The sequence below is a fragment of the Aeromicrobium sp. Root344 genome, from assembly GCF_001425755.1.
In the GTDB taxonomy this organism is placed as follows: Bacteria; Actinomycetota; Actinomycetes; order Propionibacteriales; family Nocardioidaceae; genus Aeromicrobium.
Genome location: NZ_LMDH01000001.1, coordinates 2,388,976 through 2,413,842, shown reverse-complemented (window position 1 = coordinate 2,413,842; position 24,867 = coordinate 2,388,976). Strand labels below are relative to the sequence as shown.

Genomic DNA, 24,867 nt, shown 5'->3' with positions numbered 1-24,867 from the left:
CACCGGCGTTAACTCACCGCTCACGCAGGGGTGAGGAACTGGCCGAGGCGGAAGAACTCCTCGACCCCGAGCTGCTCACCACGCGCCTGCGGCGAGATGCCGGCGGCGACGAGGGCCTCCTCGGCAGCCGGGCCGGACCCGGCGAGCTCCGACAGCGCCGCGCGCATGGTCTTGCGACGCTGGGCGAACGCGGCATCGACGACCGCGAACGTACGCAGTCGCTGCGCCTCGTCGCCGGGCGGCTCGCGCCGGGTCCAGGCGACCAGCGCCGACTCGACGTTGGGCATCGGCCAGAACACATTGCGCCCGATCGAGCCGGCGAGCCGCAGCTCGGCATACCAGGCAGCCTTGACGCTCGGCACGCCGTACGTCTTGGAGCCCGGCCCGGCCGCGAGGCGGTGCGCGACCTCGGCCTGCACCATGACGAGGCCGGTCGCGATCGTCGGGAACCGCTCGAAGAACGTCAGCAGCACCGGCACCGACACGTTGTAGGGCAGGTTGGCCACGAGCGCCGTGGGCGTCGGCCCGGGCAGCTCGGTGACCTGCATCGCGTCGGCCGTGACGAGGTCGAAGTGCGCCGCCTGGTCGGGGGCGTACTCGGCGATCGTCGAGGGCAGCTGCGCCGCCAGCACCTCGTCGAGCTCGACGGCCGTGACGTGCGCGGCCACCTCGAGCAGCCCGAGCGTCAGCGACCCGAGGCCAGGACCGATCTCGACGACGACGTCATCGACGCCGACCCCGGACGTGCGCACGACGCGCCGCACGGTGTTGGCGTCGATGACGAAGTTCTGCCCGCGTTGCTTGGTCGGGCGGATGCCGCAGAGCTCGGCCAGGCGTCGGACGTCAGCGGGCCCGAGCAGCCGAGGTGTCGTCAGTTGAACCTCGCCCCGGCACAGCCCCACTGGCCCCAGCCGGACCGGGCCTGGAGGATCTTGGCGCGCTTGATCTGCTCCTCGCGGCTGTGGTCGCTCGGCAGACCCGTGCCACCGACGCTGTGCCACGTCGCGGCGCTGAACTGCAGTCCGCCGTAGTAGCCGTTGCCGGTGTTGATCGACCAGTTGCCGCCCGACTCGCACTGGGCGATCTTGTCCCAGACGCTGTCGGACGGGGTCGTGCTGGTGCCCTTCTCGACGATCTGGGGCCGCGGCTCCGCCAGCGACCGCGAGACCAGGACGATGCGCTCACGCAGCTTGCCGTCGGCATAGATCAGCGTGACCCGCTCGCGGGCCTTGCCCTTCTTGCCGGGCTGGACGACGTTGGTGTCGCCGACCGAGGACTCGGGGTCCTCGCGGACGGTGGTCTTGAAGTTGACCGGCACCGTCTCGGTCTTGGTGACCTTCTTGATGCGCACGACACGAAGCCGCGCATCGGGCTTGACGAACGCGTCCCTGCCGGGCTTGACCTCGTCGTCGGAGTCCAGGCTGACGTCGACCTTCTTGAGCACCGCGGCGACCGTCGGCGCGTTCGAGGTGATCGTCTTCTTCTTGTGGTCGGCGATGACCGTGAGCGACTTGGTGCGGCTCACGACGATCTGCGCGCCCTTGCGGGGGATGACGCTCGAGGTCTTGGCCGAGAGGTAGGAGCCGGACTTCGGGTCGACGCCGAGGGTGTCGAACGCGTCGCCCACCGTGCGGTCGTAGACCGTGTGCTCGGTGACCGTGCCGTCGACCGCGAGGGTGACCGGCTTGGCGTACGAGACGGTGATCGTGTCGCCGTCGGAGAGCGAGTCCGAGGGCGGCTTGCTCAGCCGGTCGGCGGGCCGAAGCGTGATGTTCTTGGACTTGAGGACGTCACCGACGTTGTCGCTGAACGTGCGGATCTTGTCGCTCCGGCCGTCGACGGTCAGGGTGACCGTGTGGCTCAGAGCGCCATAGGCTGCGGTGCCTCCCGCGACGACGAGGACGATCGCGAGGTTGAGGGCGATGAGGGGGAAAGACTTGCGATGACGACGCTTTCCGGGAGTGGACGTGCGTCGGGCGGTTGAGTCTGGCTGCACAGAATTCCTTGACAGTCGGTGACGGGGCCGACTTTCAACCATACGGATGCCCCTTCCTGGGTCAAATTCTGTGAGGCCAGTCACCACCGAATGCAGAAACCGTGTTCGCATCGATGCTCCGACACATTTCCTCGACCGTTTTGCCTGCGATTCCAGCCATGAACCGAACCGTGAGCGGAATCAGGAACGACGCGTTCGGGCTTCCGCGATGCGGTGTCGGTGTGAGGAAGGGCGCATCGGTCTCGACAAGGATACGGTCCTCGGGCGTGATACGAAGCGCTTCGCGCAGGTTCTCAGCGTTCTTGAAGGTCACGGTCCCGGCGAACGACAGGTAGGCGCCGCGGTCGAGGCACTCCCGCGCGAACGCCGCATCGCCGGAGAAGCAGTGCATCACGGTACGTTCCGGGGCGCCCTCGTCGTCGAGCACCGCGAGCACGTCGTCGTGCGCGTCGCGGTCGTGGATCACGAGGGTCTTGTCGTGCCGCTTGGCCATGCGGATGTGCTCGCGGAACGACACGTGCTGCGCCTCGCGGCCGCCCTCACCGGTCCGGAAGTAGTCGAGGCCGGTCTCCCCGACGGCCCGCACGTGCGGCGACTGGGCCAGCGCGTTGATCTCCGCGAGCGCGTCGTCGAGGTCGCCCTGCTCGGCGTGCTTGGGCGCCTCGTTGGGGTGCAGCGCGACAGCTGCGACCACCGAGTCGTACGCCGCGGCAGTCTGGACCGCCCACCGGGAGCCCTCGAGGTCGCAGCCGACCTGGACGATGCGGGTCACCCCGACGGCCGCCGCCCGGTCGAGCGCCTCGTCGACCGGGATCAGCAGCCCGCCCTCGACGCCCTTGGCGTACGCCCGGTGGTCGAGGTGACAGTGGTTGTCGACGACCGGGGACGGCAGCGGCTCCGGCGCCTCCGGCCAGCCCTCGGTGAGCGTCACTCGGCCGCGGCCTCGATGCGGGGGAACAGCGATGCCGGCTTGGTGATCGTCGCTCCCGCGGGCAGCTGGCTCCACGCGGCGACCGCGTCGATGCGCTGGTCGGCGAGGGCGCCGAGCGTCGGCTCCGCGCCGAGCGAGCCCCACAGCACCGCGGATGCCTTGGGCATCACGGGGTTGAGCAGGACCGCGAGGACCCGGAGCCCCTCTGCCGCCGTCGCCAGGATCGTCGCGAGCCGGTCGCCGGCCGACTCGTCCTTGGCGACCTGCCACGGCGCCTGCTCGGTGAGGTAGCCGTTGAGCTCGTCGACGATCCGCCAGACGGCCGACAGCGCATCCTGCGGCGCCACGGCCTCGATCGCCGCGTCCGCCTCCGCGACGGTCTCGGCGACGAGGTCGATGACCTTCTGCTCAGCGGCGGTCGTCTCGCCGGCCGCCGGCAGCACGCCGCCGAAGTACTTGCCGATCATCGCCGCGACCCGCGAGGCGAGGTTGCCGAAGCCGTTGGCGAGCTCCGCGTGGTAGCGGGCGTGCATGTCCTCCCACGAGATCGACCCGTCGCTGCCGAACGTCAGGGCGCGCGCGAAGTAGTAGCGGTAGGCGTCGGAGCCGAACGTGTCGACGATCTCGTCGGGACGGATCCCGTTGGCCTTGGACTTGGACATCTTCTGCCCACCGACGAGGATCCAGCCGTGCGCGAACACCTGGTGCGGCACGGGCTGCCCGGCGGCCATCAGCATCGCCGGCCAGATCACGGCGTGGAACCGCGCGATGTCCTTGCCGACAATGTGGATGTTGGCCGGCCACAGCTCCTTGAAGCGTTCGTCGTCGACGCCGTAGCCCGCGGCCGTCACATAATTGAGCAGCGCCTCGATCCAGACGTACATGACGTGCTTGTCGTCCCACGGCACCTGGATGCCCCAGTCGAACGTCGACCGCGAGATCGACAGGTCGCGCAGGCCGCGCGAGACGAACGAGATGAGCTCGTTGCGCACCGACTCCGGCTGGATGAAGTCGGGGTTGGCGTCGTAGAAGTCGAGCAGCTTCTGCTGGTAGTCGCTGAGGCGGAAGAAGTAGTTCTCCTCGGTCATGTGCTCGACCCGGCTGCCGTCGAGCTTGGAGACCTTGAAGCCCTCGTCGTCGCCCTCGCCGTCGGCCACGTCGTCGTCGCCGACGAACTCCTCGGCGCCGACGCTGTAGTAGCCGCTGAACGACCCCTTGTAGACCGCGTCGCGCTCGTACAGCGCCTGCCAGAACGCCTTGGCGCCGTCGAGGTGGCGCTGCTCGGTCGTACGGATGTAGTCGTCGTTGGCGATGTCGATCGTCTCGAGGAGCGGCTTCCACTCCTCCTCGACGAGCTTGTCGACCCACTCCTGTGGGGACACGCCGTTCTGGTCGGCCTTGCGGAGGACCTTCTGGCCGTGCTCGTCGGTGCCGGTCAGGTACCAGACGCTCTCGCCGCGCTGCCGGTGCCAGCGCGTGATGATGTCACCCATGACCGTCGTGTAGCCGTGCCCGATGTGGGGCGCGTCGTTGACGTAGTAGATCGGCGTGGTGACGTAGAACGTGGAATCTGACACGCCCTCAATCCTAGGGCGTGGGTGCGGGGCGCCTACGAGTGCGCAGCGTCGTAGACGTCCTTCTTGCGTACGCCCGTCTCCCCCGCGACCTGCTCGATCGCGTCCTTGCGGCTGAGCCCCTCGGCCTGCCGGGCGGCGACGAGCTCCCGGAGGTCGTCCGGGCCGTACGTGCGGGTGTCCGCGGCGGCGCCCCCGACGACGATGGTGACCTCGCCGCGTACGCCCTGCTCCTGGCCCGCGGCCCACTCCACGAGCTCGGTGAGGCTGCCGCGGGCCACCTCCTCGTACGTCTTGGTGAGCTCGCGGCAGACCGCGGCCGACCGATCGGCGCCGAGCACGTCGGCCATCGCCCGGAGCGACGCCTCGGTGCGGTGCGGCGACTCGAAGAACACCATCGTGCGGCGCTCGGTGAGCAGCTCGGTCAGCGCGCGCGTACGTTCGCCGGCCTTGCGGGGCAGGAACCCCTCGAAGCAGAACCGGTCGACCGGCAAGCCCGACACCGCGAGCGCGGTCAGCACCGCCGACGGTCCTGGGATCGCCGTCACCGCGACATCGGCGGCGATCGCCGCGACGACCAGTCGGTAGCCGGGATCGGACACGCTCGGCATACCCGCATCGGTCACCAGGACCACGGTCGAGCCGTCTGCCAGCAACGCCGCGAGCTCAGGGGTGCGGCGCTCCTCGTTGCCCTCGAAGTAGGACACGATGCGCCCGCCAATCTCCACGCCGAGCTCCGACGCGAGGCGCTTGAGCCTGCGGGTGTCCTCGGCGGCGACGACGTCCGCGGTCGCCAAGGCCTCGCCGAGGCGGCCGCTGGCATCGGCGACCTGGCCGATCGGGGTCGCGGCGAGGATGAGCATGCGGCCAGCATGTCAGGTCCCCTCGGCGGTGGATTCTCCACATATAGGCGGCGCCACCCTCTCAGCGGTGGCGATTCCACCGAATGCAGCCTCGTACGGTGGAAGATCCACCGCCGAACGATCGGGATCAGGCTGCCAGCGGCACGGGGACGGGGCGCCGGAAGAGCGACTGCCAGTGTCGGCCGAACTCGGGCGCCGGGCCCGCATAGCCTCGGGCCACCAGCAGGCGGTGCACCTCGAGAACGAGCGACCGAGGATGGCGCAGCTTGCGCTGGGTGACCTGGAGGTACTCCCAGCCGCCCTTTCGGAATCCTGCGTACCGGTCGATGTCGCCCTCGAACTGGTCGACGTCGAACGCGTGCTGCCGCCCTTCGTACTCGATGAGCAGCTTCCACAACAGATAGACGAGGTCGCCGCAGCCCAGGAAGACGCCGTCGTCATCCACGACGTCGAGGTTGACGGCCGGGCGTGGCAGTCCGGCGAACTCGAGGAAGACCCTCGTCTCCGACTCAGGCAGCGACCTCGAGCCGGCATCCAGCAGCGGCAGCACCGCCTTGGCCGCTCCGGCGCCGGGTCGCCACGGGTCGGCGTGGATCCGCCCCAGCAGCGACGCGATGGTCATGTGCTGACGATGCAGGAGCCAGTCGCCGATCTTCACGAGGTCGACCGTCCGAAACGTCGAGGCGGCTCCTATGTATGCCGCCTCGACGCACACCCCGGCAGCGCTCGCCGGTGGCATCGTCACCGTGCGGTGCAGGAAGATGCCGGGCACGTCGAGGTGCAGGTCGCGACCGACCGTGAAGTGCAGTGGACTGCTGGGACCGTAGTCGAGCCCGAGGCGGCGAAGACGGGTGAGATGACTGGCGCGCGCGTCGTCCGGGAGTGCCGCCTCCGCCGCATCGATGAGCTGCAGGGCGGACAACGACGTACCGGCCAGGGCGTAGACCGCGGGGAACACGTTCTCGAACCGCGAGTGCTCGAGCATCCGCGGCGTGATGCCGGAGCTCAAGGCCTCGTCACGGCTGAAGGCGCGGCCTTGCAGATGGGCGGGCAGGGGTCGAGGCGTACGCATCCGTCGATCACAGCCCGACGGCGACACCGCAGCCAGATGCGAGGCAGCGGCTGTGGACACTCGGCGCCGCCACGCCGCATGTGGATCGGTGGATATTCCACTGTTTCGGGGCTCATACGGTGGATCCTGCACCGATCAGACCTGAAGGTGGAGAATCCACCGCTCGGGGCGCTCCCCTACGCTTGGCGCGTGACGTTGCTGGCGAGGGTCTCGGACCGCGCATGGGGATGGATCGGGCCGATCGCCGTCGCGCTCCTCGCGTTCACGCTGCGGGTCTGGAACGTCGGCAGGCCCCGCATCCTGATGTTCGACGAGACCTACTACGCCAAGGACGCGTGGTCGCTGCTCCAGCACGGCTACGTCCAGGACTTCACCGAGAACGCCAACCAGGAGATCCAGAGCGGCCGGACCACCGGGTTGATGACCGGCGACCCGACGTGGATCGTGCATCCCGACGGCGGCAAGTGGCTCATCGCGATCGGCGAGAAGCTCTTCGGCCTCGACGCGTTCGGCTGGCGCATCGCCGCCGTGGTGATCGGGTCACTGACCGTGCTGGTGCTCGCCCGCCTCGTCCGCCGCATGACCGGCTCGACGATCATGGGCTGCATCGCCGGCCTGCTGCTGACGTTCGACGGGTTGCAGTTCGTGATGTCCCGGGTCGCCCTGCTCGACGTCTTCCTGGCGTTCTGGGTCGTCTGCGGAGTGGCGTGCATCGTCGCCGACCGCGACTGGATCCGCGATCGACTCGGCCGCTACCGGGCGTTCCGGCCGTGGCAGCTCGCCGCCGGCGTGTGCTTCGGCATGGCGTGCGGCACGAAGTGGAACGGGATCTTCGTCCTGGCCGCGTTCGGCCTCATGGCGGTGATCTGGGAGGTTCTCGCCCGCAAGAGCCGCCACGACCCGGCGGCGCGGTCCAACGGCTGGGTCGTCACGACCCTGCGGGTGGGCGTGCCGGCGTTCGCCTCGATCGTGCTGCTGGCCGGCATCGTCTACCTCGCGACCTGGACCGGCTTCCTGATCCACCATCACGCGTACGAGGCGAGGTTCGGCCACGGCTACGGCGAGTCGTCGGCGCCCTGGGGGGCATATGTCGACAAGCCGACCCCGGGCTTCCTCGGCGAGACCCGCGATGCGTTCAGGTCGCTGTGGCACTTCCACGTCATGAACTGGAACTTCTCGGCGCACGAGCTCGACAGTGCCAAGCCGCACCCGTACGAGTCGAACCCGATCGGCTGGCTCGTGATGGAGCGCCCGGTCGTCATGGAGTACAAGGGCAACTTCCCGCTCTCCGACTGCCACCCCGCACCGGGCGGGTCGTGCGTCCGCGAGGTGACGATCATGGGCAACCCGATCATCTGGTGGTCCGGCGCCCTGGCCCTGCTGGCCTCCGTGGCGGCCTGGATCGTCACGCGGAGCTGGCGCTGGGGCGTCCCGGTCGTCGCCGTGCTGGACAGCTGGCTGCCCTGGTTCTTCTTCACGGCCCGGCCGATCTTCTCCTACTACGCGGTGGCCATGATCCCGTTCACGATCATCGCGATCGTGCTGGTCGTCAACGAGCTCGCGCGCGCCGCCACGACCCCGCGGCACCGCTATGTCGTCGGCCTGTTCACCGGCGTGTTCCTCACCGCCGTGGTGATGTCGTTCTGGTTCTTCCACCCGGTGCTGACCGGCAAGATCATCCCGTACGACTCGTGGCACGCCCGCATGTGGTTCGACCGCTGGATCTAGGGCGTTGGCCGGGCCGCCACCTGGAGTTCGTACGATCAATCCTCCAAGGATGAGCGCGAGACCCTTTCGCACTTCATACTTGATAGTCGACGACGATCTCTGGAGGGGGAGCCCGTGAGCAGTCTGCTGTCCGCACCACGGCGGCGACGCCGTGCTGCGCTGGCAGCGCTGCTCTCGATCGTCGCGGTGCCCCTCGCGGCGGCGTCGACCGCCGATGCGGCGGACGCGTGCGACCCGGCGCAGGCCTGCCTCATCGTCAAGGTCGTCTCCACGTCCGACGGCAAGGCGACGACGCTGGAGACCCGCTACTTCAACGCGAGCGACATCCAGGACTGGGGCGACGGACTCGTCACTGCCCCGCCGTATGTCACTCGTGGGCAGAGCGGGAAGGAGTCCGAGCGCCCGCGGCCCGCGGCAGCGCTTCCGCTCCGTACGCTGCTCGCCTCGCCGGCGTTCACGCAGGACCCCGACACCAACGTGACGTTCTCCGAGTCCAACGGCACGCCGGCACCGACCGTGCTCGACAAGCCCGACTTCCGCGACCCGGCCGCAGCGACCGATCCCAAGGACCCCTACCCGTTCGACGACGGGCTGCAGCCTTCGCTTTACGTCACGGGCGCCGGGCAGATCGGCTACGTCCGGCCCCTGCGCGGCGAGGACGACGTCAACTCCACCGACCAGTTCAGGGTCGAGCCGGGCAGCAGCGCGACACTCACGATCCACACCACCGGCAAGCTGCTCCAGCCCGTCGCGCACGCCAGCAGCACGTCGGTCGACACCAAGACGAGCGTGTCGTTCTCCACCACGTACGCCGTGAAGCCCGGCACCCGGATCCTCACGTGGCGTTGGAGCTTCGGTGACGGCGAGACGCGGCACTCCGCCCAGGAGAAGCCGACCCACCGCTACACCACCAAGGGTACCTATCCCGTGTTCGTCGAGGTCCGCAGCGCCAATGGCTCGTACGGGCGATCGGCGCCTATCGAGATGAAGGTCGCCAAGCCGCCCAAGCCGCCGAAGACCAGCGGTGGTGGCGGCGCGGGAGGTGGCGGTGGCACGGGTGGCGGCGGCTACATCCCGCCCTACATCCCCGCTCCCTCGAAGATCGACAACCCACCGTCGGTCGACAACCCACCCACGAGCGACCTGCCGACCACGCCGGTCGACGACGGGCTCCAGGAGGTCGAGGGCTTCGTGCTCGCCGGCGCCGGGGCCGAGCAGGGCGACAGCATTCCCGGCACGCAGGCCCAGCCGCAGCCGACGAAGGCCAGTGAGCTGTCCACCAGCCGCAAGATCAGCGGAGCGGTGATCGGCGGACTCGCCGTCATCCTGCTGCTGGGACTCGGCGCCGAGATCGAGACACGATGGGCCAGCACGAGGCTGGCACACCTGAGGAGACGTACATGAGCGAGCGCACAGTCCCTACGGAGGCTCCGGCATGACCGACGGCATCTACAGCATCATCTTCCACGTCGCGGAGGCGTTGGAGCTCCCGGTGGTGATCCTCGCGCTGCTGGCGCTGGCCGCCGTGCTGGTCGAGACGGGCATGTTCATCGTCGAGCTGGTCAAGCGCCGCCGCCGCACGTTCACCGCGCTCTCCCGCTCGGGCGCCTCGGCCCGCGATGCCGTCGACGCCGGGCGTACGACCGAGGCGTCAGCGCTGCTGCAGACCGTGGCGTGGAGCAGCGCCGTCGGTGCGGCGTTCAGCGTCATCGTGAAGGAGGTCGGCAAGCCCGGCGCCGACACCCGCATCGCCAAGGAGCTCGCCGACTTCGACTTCTCCCGCCAGGGCCGCCTGTCGCGCACCCGCCTGCTGGTGCGGGTCGGTCCGGCACTCGGCCTGATGGGCACGCTGATCCCGCTGGCGCCCGCTCTCGACGGCCTCGCCCGAGGTGACGTCGACGCACTGACCGAGAACCTGCGCCTCGCATTCTCGATCACGGTGCTCGGCATCCTGATCGGTGTGTTGGCGCTCGGACTGTCGCTCGTACGCGAGCGCCTCTATGGCCAGGACTTCTCCGACCTCGAGTACATCGCGGCGGTGCTCACCGATGACGGCACGGGCGCGTCGGCGGTCAACCCGGTGCCGACGAGACCGGCGCCGACCGCGACGCTGCGCGATCCCGCGCCGCTCCCGCCCAAGGCCGACCTGCCACCGCTGACGGAGACGTCCTCATGATCCACGTGACGCCTCGGGCACGCATCTCCCGCGACAACGCCGGCGACCCGCTCGATGGCCTGGTCAACATGTTCGACATCGGCATCGTCCTCGCGGTGGCGTTCCTGCTCGCGGCCCTGTCCTCGCTGGGCCTCGAGGGTGCGGTCAGCGACAAGGGACTGGTCAAGCCCGCGCTCGGCGAGGTGACGACCAAGCCCGGCGAGGAGGTCAAGCCGGTCCCGGCCAACGGCACCAAGACCGTGGGTCGCGGAACGCCGGTCGGCACGGTCTACCGTCTCGCCGACGGGCGCCTCGTCTACGTCACGCAGGACGCCGCAGGTGGCGAGACCCCGACGCCGTCGCCGTCCGACACGACGCCGACCGTGCCGACGCCGAGCACCCCGACCGTACCGACGCCGAGCTTCCCCACGACGCCGACGCCTTCGCCGTAGCCCCGCGGCGGCTCACCCCCGCGGCGGACCCCCGCGGCGGTGGATCCTCCACCGTATGAGCGCCGAAAAGGTGGAGAAGTCACCGCTGCGACCTAAAGGTGGAGAATCCACCGCTCAGGCTTCGGCGCCTTTGAGGGCCAGGCCGGTGATCCAGGCGATCTCGGTGGCGGCCTCACGGGCCGGCTTCGAGGGGCGGGTGATCGCCGACAGCACGAGGCGTACGACGACCTCGACCGCGACCTCCAGCTCGGCGTCGCTGAACGGCGACGGCGGATAGAGCTCGACGACGCACTGCTTGACGACGGCGACGGCAGACTCGACGATCTCGCCGGACTCCGTCGTCAGGATCTGCAGGAAGTCGGCGTCCTGCTCCTCGGGCAGCGAGGTGACGATCGTGCGTACCAGCAGGCTCTGCTCCCCCATCAGCAGGGCACCCTCGCAGGCCGCTCGGATGCCCTCGACCAGAGTGGACTCCGCCGACATCCGCTCACGGACCACGTCGAGGAACCGGGCCAGCTCACGCATCGCCAGCTGCTCGGCGAGCCCGTGCTTGTTGCCGAACTCGTTGTAGACGGTCTGCCTGCTGACGCCGGCGCGCTCGCCGATCCGCGCCATCGTGACGCTCGACCAGCCGGAGTCCTCGATCATGGCCTGAGCCGCGTCGAGCAGTCGCTCGCGGACCGGCGCGACCGCCGTGGTCGTCATGCGCCGCCCTCCAACGCGTCCTCGAGCCGCTGACCTGCGGCGATCCACTTCTCGGCGGCGCGGATGTCACGCGGCCGGCCGATCCCGACCGCACCGCGTACGACACCCTCGTCCAGCAGGTACGCGATGAAGTCCCGGTCGTCCAGCGACCCGTGCACCACGAGCTCGTGGGACGTCTCGGGCCAGCCGGTGACCTGCAGGTTGTGGCCGTACTGGTCGGACCAGCACCACGGCACCTCGACGAACGGCTCCTCAGCGCCCGCCATGACCTTGCCGATCGCACTCCCGTGGTTCTGCGCGCCCTGCCAGTGCTCGACGCGGTGCCGGCCGCCGAGCACGCCGTTGGGCTGGTTGGCGACGTCGCCGGCCGCGAAGACATCAGCCGCCGACGTGCGGCCGAACGCGTCGACGACGATGCCGTTGGCGACCTCGATTCCGGCGGCCTCGGCGAGCTCCACGTTGGGCTCCATCCCGACCGCGACCACGACGACGGGCGCCGACCAGGTACGCCCGTCGGTCGCGCGTACGACCGTCTGGTCGCCCTCGTCGTCGATCGACGCCACCTCGACGCCGGTGTGCAGGTCAGTGCCCTCGCTCTTGTGCAGGTCGACGTAGAGCTCGCCGAGCTCGGGCGGCAGCAGGCGCGGCAGGGGCAGCGCCGCGGTCTCCAGCAAGGTCACCTCGCAGCCGGTCGTCCGCGCGCTCGCGGCGATCTCGGAGCCGATGAGCCCGGCACCGACGACGATCAGGTGGTGCCCCGGTGCCAGCTCGGACTGCAGGCTCGGCGCGTCGGCGAGGCTGCGAAGCGTACGGATGCCGGAGGCGGACCAGGGGTTGCGGGCGCGCCCGCCGGTCGCGAGGAGCAGCTGGTCGTAGCCGACCTCGTCGCCGTCACTGAGGCGTACAACGTGGGCGTCGACGTCGATCGAGTCGACCGTGACGCCGGTGCGCAGGGTGACCGACTGCTGCTCGTACCACTCGGGCTTCTTGATGCGGATCTCGTCGGGCGTCTTCTCGCCGCGGACGATCTCCTTGGACACCGGCGGCCGGCGATAGGGCAGCTCGGTCTCGTCGCCCAGCAGGTCGATGTCACCCTCGTAGCCGCTGCGCCGCATCGCCGCGGCTGCGCTGACCCCGGCGATGCCGGCACCGACGATGACGGTCCGGTGGGTCATTCAGACCAGCTCGAGCATCGTGAAGTCGGCCTTGGCGGCACCGCAGTCGGGGCACGTCCAGTCGTCGGGGATGTCCTCCCACTTGGTGCCCGGCGGGATGTCCTCCTCGGGCCAGCCCTCCGCCTCGTCGTAGATGAAGCCGCACTGCTGGCATTCCCAACGCTTCATGACTCGTCTCCCTTGACTCGGGTCTCCGCGGCGATGATGTTGCCGTCCTGGTCGTTGTGCTCGAACTCCTCGATCGGCAGGAAGTCGACCTGCTCGCGTACGCCGCAGTCCGGGCACGTCCAGTCGGCGTCGATCTCCGCGAACGGCGTGCCGGCCGGCCAGCCCTCCCGCGGGTTGCCCTGCTCCTCGTCGTAGACGTACTCGCAGTTGGGGCAGATGAACTCGCTCATGCCGCCACCTCCTCGTCCTTGCTCGTCCCGACGCCGTACCTCCGCACGTACGCCTCGGCGGTGCGCGGATGCAGGTTGGCGCGGCCGATGTCGCCGTCGTAGTGACCGAGCACCCGCTGGTCCATGACCTTGCGCCACACCTGCGGGATCCAGGTCAGGACGATCATGCCTGCATAGCCCGTGGGCAGGACCGGCGCCTCCTTGAAGTCGCGCAGCGCCTGGTAGCGACGGGTGGGGTTGGCGTGGTGGTCGCTGTGCCGCTGCAGGTGGTAGAGCAGCACGTTGGTGCCGATGTTGTTGGAGTTCCAGCTGTGGCTCGGGTTGACCCGCTCGTAGCGGCCGGAGTCGAGCTTGGCCCGCTTCATGCCGTAGTGCTCGAGGTAGTTGACCGACTCCAGCAGCCAGATGCCTGCGGCGGCCTGGATCACGAGGTAGGGCAGGATCTCCCAGCCGAACGCGATAGTCAGTGCGCCCCAGAGGACGACGGAGAACATCCAGGCGTTGAACAGGTCGTTCTTGATCGACCAGTGGGTCTTCTTCTGGCGCTCGAAGCGCTTCTTCTCCAGGCCCCAGGCGCTCGTGAGGCTGCCGAGGATCGTGCGCGGCATGAACTCCCACACCGTCTCGCCCAGGCGGCCGCTGGCGGGGTCCTCCGGGGTCGCGACGCGTACGTGGTGGCCGCGGTTGTGCTCGATGAAGAAGTGGCCGTAGAACGTCTGGGCGAGCGCGACGCGGGCGAACCAGCGCTCGTGCTCCTCCTTCTTGTGGCCGAGCTCGTGGGCGGTGTTGATGCCGATGCCGGCGACCATGCCGAGGCCCAGGGCGAGGCCGATCTTCTGCACGACGGTCAACGGGTCGTCGATGCCGGGCAGCGTGCCGCCGCCGAGCAGGAAGGCGCCCCAGACCAGGCCGGCGATCTGCACCGGGATGAACGCGTAGGTCACCCAGCGGTAGTAGCGGTCCTCCTCCAGGGCCTCGATCAGCTCGTCGGGCGGGTTGTTGGGGTCGAGCCCGGCCAGCAGGTCGAACAGCGGGATCAGCACGAACACGAAGAACGGGCCGAAGAACCACACGATCGTCGCGCCGGTCCACGCGTAGAGGCCCCACATCATCAGCGGGATCAACGGGATGATCGCGCCCATGATCCACAGGTAGCGCTTCTTGTCGCGCCACTGGATGACCTGGCCGTCGACGGTTGCCTGGATCGTCATGCTGGATTCCTCCTCGTACGCCTTGGGAGAGGCGCTTTACAAGAAGGTAGCAAATGTAAAGCCGGGGCGCAATGGTCCGACTAGGCGACGGCCTCGCCGGCCAGCCCCGTGACGGGGCGGCCCTCCCCGAGCCGGGAGCGCAGCCTCGCCTGGAACGGCGCCAGCACGCGGTGCAGGGCGAACGCGATGCCGAGCGACAGCGGACCCATCCAGAGCGACTGGATCGCCCCCCACAGCTCCTCCGTCAGCTGCAGCAGGGGGAAGTGGACCAGGTACCACTCGTACGACACGACGCCGACCGCCACCATGGGCCGCGACGCGAGCGCCCGCGCCACGGGGCCGCCGGCATCCGAGGCGATCGCGCCGATGGCCAGCACGGCGCCGATGACGGCGAGGGTGTACGGGAGCGCGTCCCAGAGCACCGGGCCGACGCCGGCTCCGACCAGGATGATCGTGAGGCCGAGGACCAGCGCCGCTCGCGGTCGGCGGAACCGGCGGCCGTCCAGCCAGCACAGGCCCAGGGCGCAGCCGATCAGCAGGCCCGAGGGCCGGGCGACGAAGCTGCCGGGGACCAGGTAGATGAGGCCCTGCGTCACGACCCCCAGCACGCCGACGAGCGCTGCGCACTGCAGCAGGGTGAGCCGGTCGCGGAAGAACTTCGCCAGCACGATCGGCCACAGGAGGTAGAACCACTCCTCGAACGCGAGCGTCCAGGTGTGGAAGAAGAACTGTCCGGGCAGCAAGGGGGTGAGGTAGAGCAGCGCGGCGACCGCGCCGACGAGCTCCCATCGGCCCGTGACGATCACGGCAGCCGGCGTCATCACCACCACCGTCACGACCAGGGCGGGCATCAGCCGGATGGCGCGTCGGGCATAGAACCGGCGCCGCGAGAAGCTGCCCGCGCGCATCTGCTCGGCGACCAAGGCCGTGATCAGGAAGCCCGACAGCACGAAGAAGACGTCGACGCCCAGCACGCCGAACTCGAGCGGCCCCCGCTCGATCCCCGACGCATGGTGCAGCACCACGAGCAGGATCGCCAGTGCGCGCAACCCGTCCAACGCCGGCAGATAGCCGAGTCGGGCCCGAGGGGCGGGGGTCGCTGCTGGCATCTCGTCACGATATGACCAACGCGCCGGCCGGAAGGCCCGAATGCGCAAAGCCGCACGCGTGACCACGGGCTCACCTACCGTGGGTTGGTGCACCGTGCAGGGCGTGAGCCGCGACCGTCGGACGTACCGGAGCCCGAGTCGTCGGCGCCGGTACGCGTGACGCTGCGCCAGACACTGGGACTGTGGCTGCTGTTCGCATTGGTCCTCGTCTGGCCGTTCGTCCTCAACGCGGCATGGGGTGTGCACGTCGGGTTCGGCGACGTGCACCTCTACCGGCTCTGGGCGCTCGACGGGGTCGAGCACGGGCGCTGGCCGGTGCTCGACTTCGACTGGATCTATCCACTCGGAGCGCTGGCACCGATCGCCGTGCTGTCGCCGTGGGCCCACGACCAGATCTATGAGTCGCTGTTCATCGGGCTGACCCTGATGACGGTCGCCGTGATCATGATGGCGGTCCGCGACCGCATCGGCGTACGAGCGGCGGCATGGTGGCTGCTGTTCTTCCTGCTGCTCGGCCCGGTCGCGATCTCGCGACTCGACGGCATCGCCGCCGCGCTGGCGACCGTGGCGCTCCTCGTGATCGTGAGGCGGCCACGGCTGGCGACCGTCCTGGTGCTGGCCGCCGCCTGGGTCAAGGTGGCGCACGCCGCCTGGATGATCTCCCTGCTCGCCACCTCGCGACGCAGGCTCCGGGACGTCCTGGTCCCCACGCTCCTCACAACCCTCCTGATCGGCGTCGTCGCGGTCGCCCTCGGTGCCGAGTCGCACCTCTTCAGCTTCGTCGACGGCCAGTCCGGGCGCCGGCTGCAGATCGAGTCGGTCGCCGCGACCCCGTTCCACCTGCTCAACGCGTTCGGCCGGCCGTCGGGCCTCTACGGGAACATTCCCCTGGCCGCCTGGGAGTTCATCGGCCCGGGTGCCACGCGGGTCGCGCACGTCCTCGACGTGCTGATGCCGCTCACCGTGCTGGCGGTCGGTGCGCTCACGCTGGCGGCCGTACGCCGCAAGCGCACGCCCAACCACGAGCTGCTGCTCCTGTCGCTGCTCGCGACCACGCTCGCGATGCTGGTCTTCAACAAGGTGGGCTCGGCCCAGTACGTCGTGTGGCTCAGCTCCCCCGTCGTCGCCTCGTTCGCGCTCGGCGCCGACCGGGACCGGGCGTGGCGGACGATCCGCGGCCTGACGCTGGTGGTCGCCGCCGGAACCCAGCTCGTCTATCCCATCGGCTACGACGCGTTGATCGACGGAGACGCCTGGGCCGTGATCACGCTCGTGCTGCGCAACATCGCCCTGGTGGCCCTGCTGGTCGTGGCGTGCCAGGCTCTCTGGACGGCCAGCCGCCCGGCCGCCCGGCCCTGACTACTTCAACGCACCGAGGTTGTTGGCGAGCTCGATGAACGCCGGTGCGAGCACGACGATGAACAGCACCGGGAAGATGCACGTCATCAAGGGGAACAGGATCTTGACCGGAACCCTGAGAGCCGTGGCCTCGGCACGCGCCTTGCGGCGGAACCGCATCTCCACCGACTGGTTGCGCACCACCGTCGCGATCGAGACGCCGTACTGCTCGGCCTGGGTGATCGCCTTGACGAAGCTGCGCAGGTCGTCGACGTCGGTACGGTCCGCGAGCGCCTGATAGGCCTCCCGCCGGCTCATGCCGAGCCGCATGTCCTGGACCGTGCGCACGATCTCGTCGGCCAGCGGACCCTGCCGCCGCTCCCCGATGCGGGCGAACGCCGACTCGAAGCCGAGCCCTGCCTCGATCGAGATCGTGACCTGGTCGAGCACGTCGGGCAGCTCGTGGAGGATCTCCAGCTGACGCGCCTCGGCACGGTTCTTGACGAACACGTCGGGCAGGAAGAAGCAGGCGACCACCAGCGCGATCCCGACCGCCCACATCATCTTGCCGCCGCCGTCGGAGACGAGGGTGAACAGGATGAGGAGGCCCAGCAACGCCAGCACCGGCTTGAGGACCAGGACCCGGCTCAACGTGAGTCCCTCAGGGCGGCCCGCGAGCATGATGTTGCGCTCGATCTTGGACACCGCGGCCGCCGAGGCCAGCACCTTCATGACACCGGACCGACTGCCGTCGTGGGCCAACAGGTCTGGTCCGGCACTCTCTGCAGGACCGCTCGAACGGCCCGAGGGGGTGACCAGGAGCCGGGCCTTCACCGTCTTGTCGGTGGCCCCGACGACGCCCAACGCGGACGCCAGGAGCAGGCACGCGCCGAGCACGAGCAGGATTCCGAGAGGCAGCATGTCAGAACTTCACATTCACGATCGCGCGCATCCACAGGCCGCCGATGATGTAGAGCACCACCGAAGCGCCGAGCAACGCCCAGCCAAGGCTCGTGCCGATCAAGGGCGCCATGTAGCCCGCGTTGATCCAGTAGTAGAACGCAGCGAGGGCTATGGGCAGGATCATCAGCACGATCGCCGAGAGCTTGCCCTCGGCGGCCAGGGCGCCGACCTGCTCACGCAGCTGGTTGCGCTCGCGCATGGTCGCCCCGACCCGGTCGAGCACCTCGTTGAGGTTGCCACCGGTGTCGCGGTGGATCGCCACGGCTTCGGCCACCCACCTGAAGTCGTCACTCGCCATCCGGTCGGCGGTCTGCTCGATCGCCACGACGAGGTCGCGGCCGATCCGGTTCTCGTTGATGATCCGGGCGAACTCCTCAGCAGTCGGTGAGTCGGCGTCGCGCGCCACGGCGTCCAACGCCTGGGGGAAGCTGAAGCCGGCCCGCAGGGCCGAGGCGATCATCTGGACGGTGTCGTCCAGCTGCTTGGTGAACAGCGTCCGCCGACGATCGGTCAGGATGAACAGGTAGACCTTGGCACCCACCGGCACCAGCAGGGCCAGGGCCAGCCCCAGCCAGAACGATCCGGTCAGCAGGGTGACGACCGACAGCACGCTCGCGGCGACGGCGGCCACGAGGACCACGACGTTGCCGGGCGTGATCCGCAGGCCGGCCAGCTCGAGCTCCTTGGCACCGAACGGGGTCCAGGAGCTGCGGCGGAGCAGGTCGTCGACGCGCTCGACCAGCTGGTCCGACGAGAAGTTGAGGCCGGTCTTCTGGTCGGTGCCGCCGAACGTACGCCGCGAGGCCGGGACGCGGGAGACGGGCGGGGCGAGCAAGGCATAGGCCAGGGCCGCGATCGCGAGGAGGACACACACCCCTCCGGTCAGGATCAGCACGTCATCCTCCCTGCATCGCGAGACTGTCGAAGTTGAAGTTGATGCCCATCTCCTCGAACTTGTCGGTGAATCTTGGCCGGATCCCGGTCGAGATCTGGGTGCCACGGAACCGGCCGTGCACGTCGACGCCGGCCGCGTGGTCGAAGACGAACGCGTCCTGCAGCACGACGGTGTCGTTCTCCATGCCGAGGACCTCGGTGACGGCCGTGATGCGGCGCGAGCCGTCCCGGAGGCGGCTGAGCTGGATGATCAGGTCGACCGCCGACGACGCCTGCTCGCGGATCGCGCGGGCCGGCAGGTCCATGCCGGCCATCAGGACGAGCGTCTCGAGACGCGCGATGGCGTCGCGGGGCGAGTTGGCGTGCAGCGTCGAGATCGAGCCGTCGTGACCGGTGTTCATGGCCTGCAGCATGTCGAGGCTCTCGCCACCGCGGACCTCACCGACGACGATGCGATCGGGGCGCATGCGCAACGCGTTGCGGACGAGCTCGCGGATGCTGATCTCGCCCTTGCCCTCGATGTTGGGCGGCCGGCTCTCGAGGCTCACGACGTGGTCCTGCTGGAGCCGGAGCTCGACCGCGTCCTCGATCGTCACGATGCGCTCGTCGGCAGGGATGAACGACGACAGGACGTTGAGCAACGTCGTCTTGCCGGTGCCCGTGCCGCCGGAGACCAGGATGTTGAGCCGCGCCTGCACGCAGGCATAGAGCAGCTCGGCGATCCCCTTGGTCATGGTGCCGAAGTTGACCAGGTCGGCGACCTCGTACGGAGTGTCGGAGAACTTGCGGATCGTCAGTGACGAGCCGTTGACCGCCAGCGGCGGGATGATCGCGTTGACGCGCGAGCCGTCCGTCAGGCGGGCGTCCACCAGGGGCGACGACTCGTCGACGCGGCGGCCGACCCGGCCGACGATCCGGTCGATGACCCTGCGGAGGTGCTCCTCGGAGTTGAACCGCATCCCGCTGAGGCTGAGCTTGCCGAAGCGCTCGACGTAGATGCGGTCGAAACCGTTGACCATGATCTCGGTGACGTCGTGGTCGGCGAGCAGTCGTTGCAACGGCCCGAGCCCGAGCGCGTCGTCCTCGATGTCCTGGATCAGCCGGCGGCGTTCCTCCGACGTCAGCGAGAGCGGTTCCTCGTCGACGATGCGGGAGAGCTCCTCGCGCACGAAGCGGCGCAGCTGGTCCTCGGTCAGGGTGGAGTCGTTGATGCGGACGCCGATGCGGTCGAACAGCGTCTCGACCGCGCGGGCCTTGACCGCGTACAAGCCCTCGGCCAGCCGCGAGTCGGCCGACGAGACGTCCTCGGGATCGGGGGTCTGCTCGGCGATCACGGGCTTGGTGACCGGTGGTGCGGTCGTGAGCTTGTCCGGGATCACGTCGCTCTTGGACCGGGCGGCCTCGAGCCGTTCACTCAGGCTGGTCATGGCTTCCTCCGACGGCCCATCTTCTTCTTGCTGGGTTTGGGCTCCTCGGCGACCGCATCCGCGACCGGTGCGACCGGCGCCGGGGGTGCGGGCATCGCGAGCGGCACGCCGTCGAAGACCGCGTCGACCAGCTTGGTGATCGACTTGGCCACCGGACCGGGCTTCTTGGCCATCATGAGCGACTCGCCACGGTTGCCGGCCACCGTCACGTCGCTGGACCGCGGCACGCTGACCGCGACGGGCATGCCGATGACGGTCTCCACGTCCTTCACGGTGAGGCCGGCGTTGCGGTCGGAGAAGTTGAGCGCGACGTGCCGGCGCGGGGGCAGCAGGTTGAGCTCGCTGAGCACGTCCAGCTCCTTGCGCACGGCGCGGATGCTGGTGACGTCCATGCTGGAGACGATGATGACCTCATCGGCCTTCTCCAACGCGGCGAGGGTGTGCTCGCCGAGTCCGGCTCCGGTGTCCACCACGACGTAACGGAACTGGCTCGCCAGCTGCTCGATCAGGTGCTTCACGTCGGCGGACCGCACGTGGTCGCCCACGGTCGGCGAGTCGTCGCCGGCCAGCACGTAGAACCCCGCGGGGTGGGCCGTGAGGAACGTCTTGAGGATCAACGTGTCCATCGCGGCGGACGTGCCGAACGCGTCGGCGATGCTGTGCGCCGGGTCGAGGTCGAGCAGCGTCGCGGCGTCGCCGAACTGGATGTCGAGGTCGACGAGGACGGTGTGGGTGGGTGCCCGGCGCCCCAGCCCGACCGCCAGGTTGGTCGCGATCGTGCTCTTGCCGACACCGCCCTTGGGCGAGATCACCACGATCACGGTCGACTGCGCGATGTCCGCCACGACTGTCGGAGCCAGGTGCGGCTTGAGCCGGCTGCTCAGGTTGTCGGCGGCTCGGTGCATCATGGCCAGCAGCTCGTCGTCGGTGACGAGCGGCGAGATGATCTCGCGCACGCCCGACCGCATCGCGTTGAGCGCCGTCTCGGCGTCAGGCTCGCTGATGAGCATGAGCTCGACCCCGGGCAGCACCCGGTCGATCAGGCTGCCGATGCTCAGGGCCTCCTGGAGCGGCATCGCGTCGCCGATGATCACGATCTCCGGCAGCGCTCCGAGATCCCGGGTGAGCAGGGTCTCGATGTCACCCTCGCGGGCGTGCTTCTCGACGATCTCCTTGTCGACGGAGGCGACCTGGTGACCGGGCAACGCGTCGATGCGCCGGGTGATGGCCGCTGTGCCGGCCAGGATCAGGATCTGTGTCATTTCGTGATCTCGCTCTTCGTGACTGACCCGCCACTGCCGGTCTCGGTGTCCTTGTTCTGCTTGGTGAGCCAGAGCTTGCCGAACTCGGCAGCGTTGATGATGCGCCCGGCATTGCGGGTCGTCACCGCGAGCGTGACGAGCTGGCCCGTGGCCCCGTCGTCCTTGCCCCCGGTGAGCCCTCCGCTGACCCGCGTCACCCTCACGAAGTTCTTGGCCAGCTGGGTGAAGCCGCCGGTGTCGTTGGTCTGATAGCTCGCGACCACGCCGACGAGGTCTCCGGGCCTGAGCACACCACCGGCAGCGCGAGCCACGTCGAGCGGAACCGTGACCTCTTGATAGCCCTTGGGGACGGCAGAGACCGCCGACGGACCGCTGTCCGCCTTGGGTGAACCCTCCTGGGAGAAACGGGTCAGGAGCAGCTGCTCGCCCGGCTCGAGCGCCACGGTGGTCGAGAGGCCCGACACCTCGCTGAGGTCGGTCACCGCGTCCTTGGCGATCGCCTTCTTCGGCAGCTCGACGAGCTCGACGCTCCCGGAGACCTCCGACGCCTTGGTGTCGGCAGGGATCGTCTCCGTGACCTGCAGGACCGACTTCAGCTCGGCGCCGTCGAAGGCGCGGTCATTCGCGTTCTGTGTGTAGCTGATCAGCATGACGATCCCGATCAGCGCCAACAGCGCCGCCCCCACCACCGCGATAATCCGCTTGTTCATGCCGTCTCTTCCTGTTGTGGTTTGGCGTCCCCCGAGGGACGGATGAAGGCGTGCATGTCAGTTGGTCAGCTTCACGACAGAGCCGATGTTGGGGCCGCCGACCTCGTAGTCGCCGTCGGGGCTGATGTCGTTGACGAACGAGCCCCAGATGCCGACCTTGCCGGCGACGCAGCTGCCCAGACAGCCGTTGCTGGTCGTGCCCAGGCGGGTGCCGGTGATCTTGAACGGCGCAAAACCAACGATCCGGAAGTCGAACGCGGGCGCGTTGGATGCAAACTCTGACGTCGGTGCTGTCCCGTTGGCCTTGGTCTGTGCCCCACCGAAGTCGAAGTTGCGCGTGGGCGCGTAGATCGCGAACAGCGTGACCTGCCCGACGACGAACTTGTCGGCGCCCGACGAAGCGGCGTACTTGTCGGTCTGCTGGCTGTTGAGGCCGCAGAGCTCGAAGTCGGCCTGGCTGTCGCCGATCGCGAGCTGCGACTTGCCGTTGTTGACCGAGCCGTTGCACCCGCCGTTGGAGGTCTTCCACATGCCGCCGATCACCATGCGCGTCGAGCTGCTCAGCCCGGTCACGTTGACGCCGGTCGGGATCGTCCCGCAGCCGGCCGTCAGGTTGTTGTCGGTCGCGAGCACCTTCTGCTCATCCTTCGCCTTGTACTGCTTGATCTCGTCGTTGGAGTTGGTGTCGATGAAGGTCGCGACGTTCACGGCGGCCTTGGTGTACTCGCACAGCGAGACCAGGAACGGCATGACGTTGCCGCTGGTCGGGCTGGTGTTCCACGACGCCGTCGAGGTCGCCACCTCGTTCTTGCTGCCGATGCCGAGCAGGCCGAAGAAGATCGTGTTGACGTGCTTGGTGTTGGTCACGGTCACCGAGGTCGAGCCGATCGACACCGACGGCGTGTTGTTGCCGCCGCCACCACTGGCGTTCGAGCTCAGATAGCTCGCGGCCAGTCCGGCGTTGCACGAGCCCGCCTTGCAGCTCTGCGCCACGGCCAGGGCGCCGGCGTCGGCGCCGTGCTGCACGCGGGCGCGCTGGTAGGCCATCGTCGAGGTGTCGATGCCGATGCCGGCTGCCGCCAGGAGGCACACCGTGAACGAGGCGACGACGAGGAGCGTGGCGCCTCGTTCGTCGCGGTCCTTGCGTCTCGTGCCGAAGGTCACTCGCATCGCGCTGCACCTTTGCCGATCAGGGAGTAGTTGCCGTTCATCCCGAACAGCGGCACCTTGGGGCTCCACGCCTTGGCCTTGCTGACCGTCGCGGAGATGGTCTCGCCCGACGTGCAGTTCCCCACGATGGTGATGTCGCCGGCGGTGACCAGGTTGGTCGCGGCCGCGCCGGCTGCCTTGGCGGCCGTCATGGCCGGCCCGGTGCCGTCGGGTCCGCACTTGATCGCGTAGTAGCGCGCCGCGATGAAGGCCGCGTTGTCGGCCTGTGCGGCGTTGTGGAACCTGATGCCCCACGCCACGATCACGACGATCATGGGGCAGAGCACGATGAGCACGAGGGCGAACTCCACCAACGCGGCGCCCCGCTCTTCATCCTTCATGCCCCACCTCCGTCACGATGTGACGGTCGGCGACGCTCCGCCATCCCCAGCGAAGCGTCGGCCGCCGCCAATTTCCCGAGCCTGCAGACCTCGCGTCGATCAGGTCGTGATGTTGATGCCGTTGATGAAGCCCGAGATCTTGCCGCCGAGCAGCTTGACGAGGNGACCGCGACGAGGATCGCGTACTCCGTCATCGACGCGCCACGCTCCTCGCGGGTCTCGATGCGGTGCAGCAGCGTGGAGTACGCCAGGAAGAGATGCGCGGTGATCATGTTCATGTGAGTTCCCTTTGGTTGTTGTAGCCGCACCCGGCGGCTCCCTCGGATTTGACGTTAGGCCTCACGGCGGACCCCGGACGGCAAACCTGCAAATACAGTCATTAATGACTAGACGAAATGCCGCGAGGACTACGCCGCACGTGGCTAGGTGTGGAGGTTGACGCCGTCCATCAGCGTCGAGATCTGTCCACCCATGAACGTGGCGGCGGCGAACACGACGCCGGCGATCACGGCCACGAGGATCGAGTACTCGACCATCGACGCGCCGCGCTCACGGCTCGTGACGTGGCGCGCCCCGAAGGACGCGCGCGCGAGGCGTTCCAACACGTTGTTCATCCCAGGTTCCTCACGTGGTCTGGCACCGCAGCACGGCTGCGGTCACACGGACACATCCGACCGCAGCTCAGGTCGTGATGTTGATGCCGTTGATGAACGTCGAGAGCTTGTCGCCCAGCAGCTTGACGAGANGACCGCGACGAGGATCGCGTACTCCGTCATCGACGCGCCACGCTCCTCGCGGGTCTCGATGCGATGCACGAGAGCGGCGTAGGCCATGAAGAAGTGCGCGGTGATGGTGTTCATGTGGAGCTCCTTGGTGTTGTCGCCGTACCCGTACGGCGTCCCCCGCCTCGCACGCTAGGCCTGTCGCACACCTCGTGGTGCAGAACCTGCAAATACAGTCATTTGTGACTACCCGGCCTGCCCCATGAGCACCCTTCACAGCACCGGTCGTGCTGCGGTACGGCCCCCGAACCGTCCGCGTACCGCAGCACGACCACACGTGGCCTGCTCGTGCGGGATCAGGTCGTGATGTTGATGCCGCTGATGAAGCTCGAGATCTTGCCGCCCAGCAGCGTGACGAGGGCCAGGACGATGCCGGCCATGACCGCGACGAGGATGGCGTACTCCGTCATCGAGGCGCCACGCTCCTCACGGTCCTCCAGGCGACCGACCAGGATCGCGTAGGCCAGCAGGAGACGTTCGGTGATGATGTTCATGCGATTTCCTTTGTCTTGCGGGTGGCCGCATGGTGCGACGCCCCTCGGGGGTTCGGAGGTGCCGGGATGGCTCCTCCG

General features: G+C 68.7%; 26 protein-coding genes. 5 read left to right on the top strand and 21 right to left on the bottom strand.

What is annotated here, in order from left to right:
• Nucleotides 1-20: 20 nt before the first annotated feature.
• The 6 genes from rsmA to ASC61_RS19965 all read right to left on the bottom strand — a co-directional run bounded on the left by rsmA (nt 21) and on the right by ASC61_RS19965 (nt 6,436).
• On the bottom strand, nt 21-902 hold the full coding sequence (gene rsmA, locus ASC61_RS11845) for a 16S rRNA (adenine(1518)-N(6)/adenine(1519)-N(6))-dimethyltransferase RsmA (RefSeq protein ID WP_235503545.1): 882 nt from the start codon (nt 900-902) through the stop codon (nt 21-23).
• Nucleotides 872-1,996 (bottom strand): resuscitation-promoting factor, encoded by a 1,125-nt coding sequence (locus ASC61_RS11840; RefSeq protein ID WP_056212127.1) that lies wholly within the window; start codon nt 1,994-1,996, stop codon nt 872-874. The genes rsmA and ASC61_RS11840 overlap by 31 nt, the downstream gene beginning before the upstream one ends.
• Before the next feature lie 61 nt (nt 1,997-2,057).
• Nucleotides 2,058-2,927 carry a TatD family hydrolase gene (locus ASC61_RS11835; protein ID WP_056212125.1) on the bottom strand — a complete coding sequence of 290 codons (870 nt, stop codon included), beginning with the start codon at nt 2,925-2,927 and terminating at the stop codon, nt 2,058-2,060.
• Entirely contained in the window at nt 2,924-4,504 is a 1,581-nt protein-coding gene (gene metG, locus ASC61_RS11830) for a methionine--tRNA ligase (RefSeq protein WP_082530629.1), read from the bottom strand. Before metG ends, ASC61_RS11835 begins: the two co-directional genes overlap by 4 nt.
• A gap of 32 nt (nt 4,505-4,536) precedes the next feature.
• Nucleotides 4,537-5,364: a 16S rRNA (cytidine(1402)-2'-O)-methyltransferase gene (gene rsmI, locus ASC61_RS11825; RefSeq protein WP_056212122.1), complete on the bottom strand. Its 828-nt coding sequence runs from the start codon at nt 5,362-5,364 to the stop codon at nt 4,537-4,539.
• A gap of 127 nt (nt 5,365-5,491) precedes the next feature.
• Entirely contained in the window at nt 5,492-6,436 is a 945-nt protein-coding gene (locus ASC61_RS19965; protein ID WP_056212120.1) for a hypothetical protein, read from the bottom strand.
• Between the two features lie 189 nt (nt 6,437-6,625).
• On the opposite strand from ASC61_RS19965, the gene ASC61_RS19960 reads away from it, so the two are divergent.
• From ASC61_RS19960 to ASC61_RS11800, 4 genes are all read left to right on the top strand, one after another.
• A complete protein-coding gene (locus tag ASC61_RS19960; RefSeq protein WP_162243671.1) occupies nt 6,626-8,164 on the top strand; it encodes a dolichyl-phosphate-mannose--protein mannosyltransferase in 1,539 nt (512 codons plus the stop codon).
• A 114-nt stretch (nt 8,165-8,278) separates the two neighbouring features.
• Entirely contained in the window at nt 8,279-9,568 is a 1,290-nt protein-coding gene (locus ASC61_RS11810) for a PKD domain-containing protein (protein ID WP_056212116.1), read from the top strand.
• Between the two features lie 31 nt (nt 9,569-9,599).
• The gene (locus tag ASC61_RS11805) at nt 9,600-10,340 is read left to right on the top strand and encodes a MotA/TolQ/ExbB proton channel family protein (RefSeq protein ID WP_056212114.1); all 741 of its coding nucleotides are present in this window, start codon (nt 9,600-9,602) and stop codon (nt 10,338-10,340) included.
• Entirely contained in the window at nt 10,337-10,771 is a 435-nt protein-coding gene (locus ASC61_RS11800; protein WP_082530626.1) for a DUF2149 domain-containing protein, read from the top strand. The genes ASC61_RS11805 and ASC61_RS11800 overlap by 4 nt, the downstream gene beginning before the upstream one ends.
• 114 nt (nt 10,772-10,885) lie before the next feature.
• Here the strand turns inward: ASC61_RS11800 and ASC61_RS11795 are convergent, their stop codons facing one another.
• The 6 genes from ASC61_RS11795 to ASC61_RS11770 all read right to left on the bottom strand — a co-directional run bounded on the left by ASC61_RS11795 (nt 10,886) and on the right by ASC61_RS11770 (nt 15,369).
• On the bottom strand, nt 10,886-11,476 hold the full coding sequence (locus ASC61_RS11795; RefSeq protein WP_056212112.1) for a TetR family transcriptional regulator: 591 nt from the start codon (nt 11,474-11,476) through the stop codon (nt 10,886-10,888).
• The gene (locus ASC61_RS11790; RefSeq protein ID WP_056212110.1) at nt 11,473-12,651 is read right to left on the bottom strand and encodes an NAD(P)/FAD-dependent oxidoreductase; all 1,179 of its coding nucleotides are present in this window, start codon (nt 12,649-12,651) and stop codon (nt 11,473-11,475) included. Before ASC61_RS11790 ends, ASC61_RS11795 begins: the two co-directional genes overlap by 4 nt.
• Nucleotides 12,652-12,819, bottom strand: a complete 168-nt coding sequence (locus tag ASC61_RS11785; RefSeq protein WP_056212108.1) for a rubredoxin — start codon at nt 12,817-12,819, stop codon at nt 12,652-12,654.
• Nucleotides 12,816-13,049 carry a rubredoxin gene (locus ASC61_RS20275; RefSeq protein ID WP_082530625.1) on the bottom strand — a complete coding sequence of 78 codons (234 nt, stop codon included), beginning with the start codon at nt 13,047-13,049 and terminating at the stop codon, nt 12,816-12,818. The genes ASC61_RS11785 and ASC61_RS20275 overlap by 4 nt, the downstream gene beginning before the upstream one ends.
• Entirely contained in the window at nt 13,046-14,260 is a 1,215-nt protein-coding gene (locus ASC61_RS11775; protein WP_056212107.1) for an alkane 1-monooxygenase, read from the bottom strand. The genes ASC61_RS20275 and ASC61_RS11775 overlap by 4 nt, the downstream gene beginning before the upstream one ends.
• 80 nt (nt 14,261-14,340) lie before the next feature.
• Nucleotides 14,341-15,369, bottom strand: coding sequence for an acyltransferase family protein (locus ASC61_RS11770; RefSeq protein ID WP_082530624.1), 1,029 nt, complete (start codon nt 15,367-15,369; stop codon nt 14,341-14,343).
• 87 nt (nt 15,370-15,456) lie between these two features.
• Here ASC61_RS11770 and ASC61_RS11765 point away from each other — a divergent pair, with 87 nt between their 5' ends.
• A complete protein-coding gene (locus tag ASC61_RS11765; RefSeq protein ID WP_056212103.1) occupies nt 15,457-16,728 on the top strand; it encodes a glycosyltransferase 87 family protein in 1,272 nt (423 codons plus the stop codon).
• On the opposite strand, the gene ASC61_RS11760 is transcribed toward ASC61_RS11765, so the two are convergent.
• The 9 genes from ASC61_RS11760 to ASC61_RS11715 all read right to left on the bottom strand — a co-directional run bounded on the left by ASC61_RS11760 (nt 16,729) and on the right by ASC61_RS11715 (nt 24,789).
• The gene (locus ASC61_RS11760) at nt 16,729-17,628 is read right to left on the bottom strand and encodes a type II secretion system F family protein (RefSeq protein ID WP_056212101.1); all 900 of its coding nucleotides are present in this window, start codon (nt 17,626-17,628) and stop codon (nt 16,729-16,731) included.
• A 1-nt stretch (nt 17,629) separates the two neighbouring features.
• The gene (locus ASC61_RS11755; RefSeq protein ID WP_200935446.1) at nt 17,630-18,565 is read right to left on the bottom strand and encodes a type II secretion system F family protein; all 936 of its coding nucleotides are present in this window, start codon (nt 18,563-18,565) and stop codon (nt 17,630-17,632) included.
• 1 nt (nt 18,566) lies between these two features.
• Nucleotides 18,567-19,991 (bottom strand): CpaF family protein, encoded by a 1,425-nt coding sequence (locus ASC61_RS11750; protein ID WP_056212099.1) that lies wholly within the window; start codon nt 19,989-19,991, stop codon nt 18,567-18,569.
• Entirely contained in the window at nt 19,988-21,253 is a 1,266-nt protein-coding gene (locus ASC61_RS11745; protein WP_056212096.1) for an AAA family ATPase, read from the bottom strand. Before ASC61_RS11745 ends, ASC61_RS11750 begins: the two co-directional genes overlap by 4 nt.
• The gene (cpaB, locus tag ASC61_RS11740) at nt 21,250-21,963 is read right to left on the bottom strand and encodes a Flp pilus assembly protein CpaB (protein ID WP_082530622.1); all 714 of its coding nucleotides are present in this window, start codon (nt 21,961-21,963) and stop codon (nt 21,250-21,252) included. The genes ASC61_RS11745 and cpaB overlap by 4 nt, the downstream gene beginning before the upstream one ends.
• Nucleotides 21,964-22,020: 57 nt before the next feature.
• The gene (locus ASC61_RS11735; protein ID WP_082530621.1) at nt 22,021-23,133 is read right to left on the bottom strand and encodes a TadE/TadG family type IV pilus assembly protein; all 1,113 of its coding nucleotides are present in this window, start codon (nt 23,131-23,133) and stop codon (nt 22,021-22,023) included.
• Nucleotides 23,124-23,513, bottom strand: coding sequence for a TadE/TadG family type IV pilus assembly protein (locus ASC61_RS11730; protein WP_056212091.1), 390 nt, complete (start codon nt 23,511-23,513; stop codon nt 23,124-23,126). The genes ASC61_RS11735 and ASC61_RS11730 overlap by 10 nt, the downstream gene beginning before the upstream one ends.
• Before the next feature lie 422 nt (nt 23,514-23,935).
• Entirely contained in the window at nt 23,936-24,127 is a 192-nt protein-coding gene (locus ASC61_RS11725; protein ID WP_056212089.1) for a Flp family type IVb pilin, read from the bottom strand.
• Between the two features lie 464 nt (nt 24,128-24,591).
• Entirely contained in the window at nt 24,592-24,789 is a 198-nt protein-coding gene (locus ASC61_RS11715) for a Flp family type IVb pilin (RefSeq protein WP_056212086.1), read from the bottom strand.
• Nucleotides 24,790-24,867: the final 78 nt, after the last annotated feature.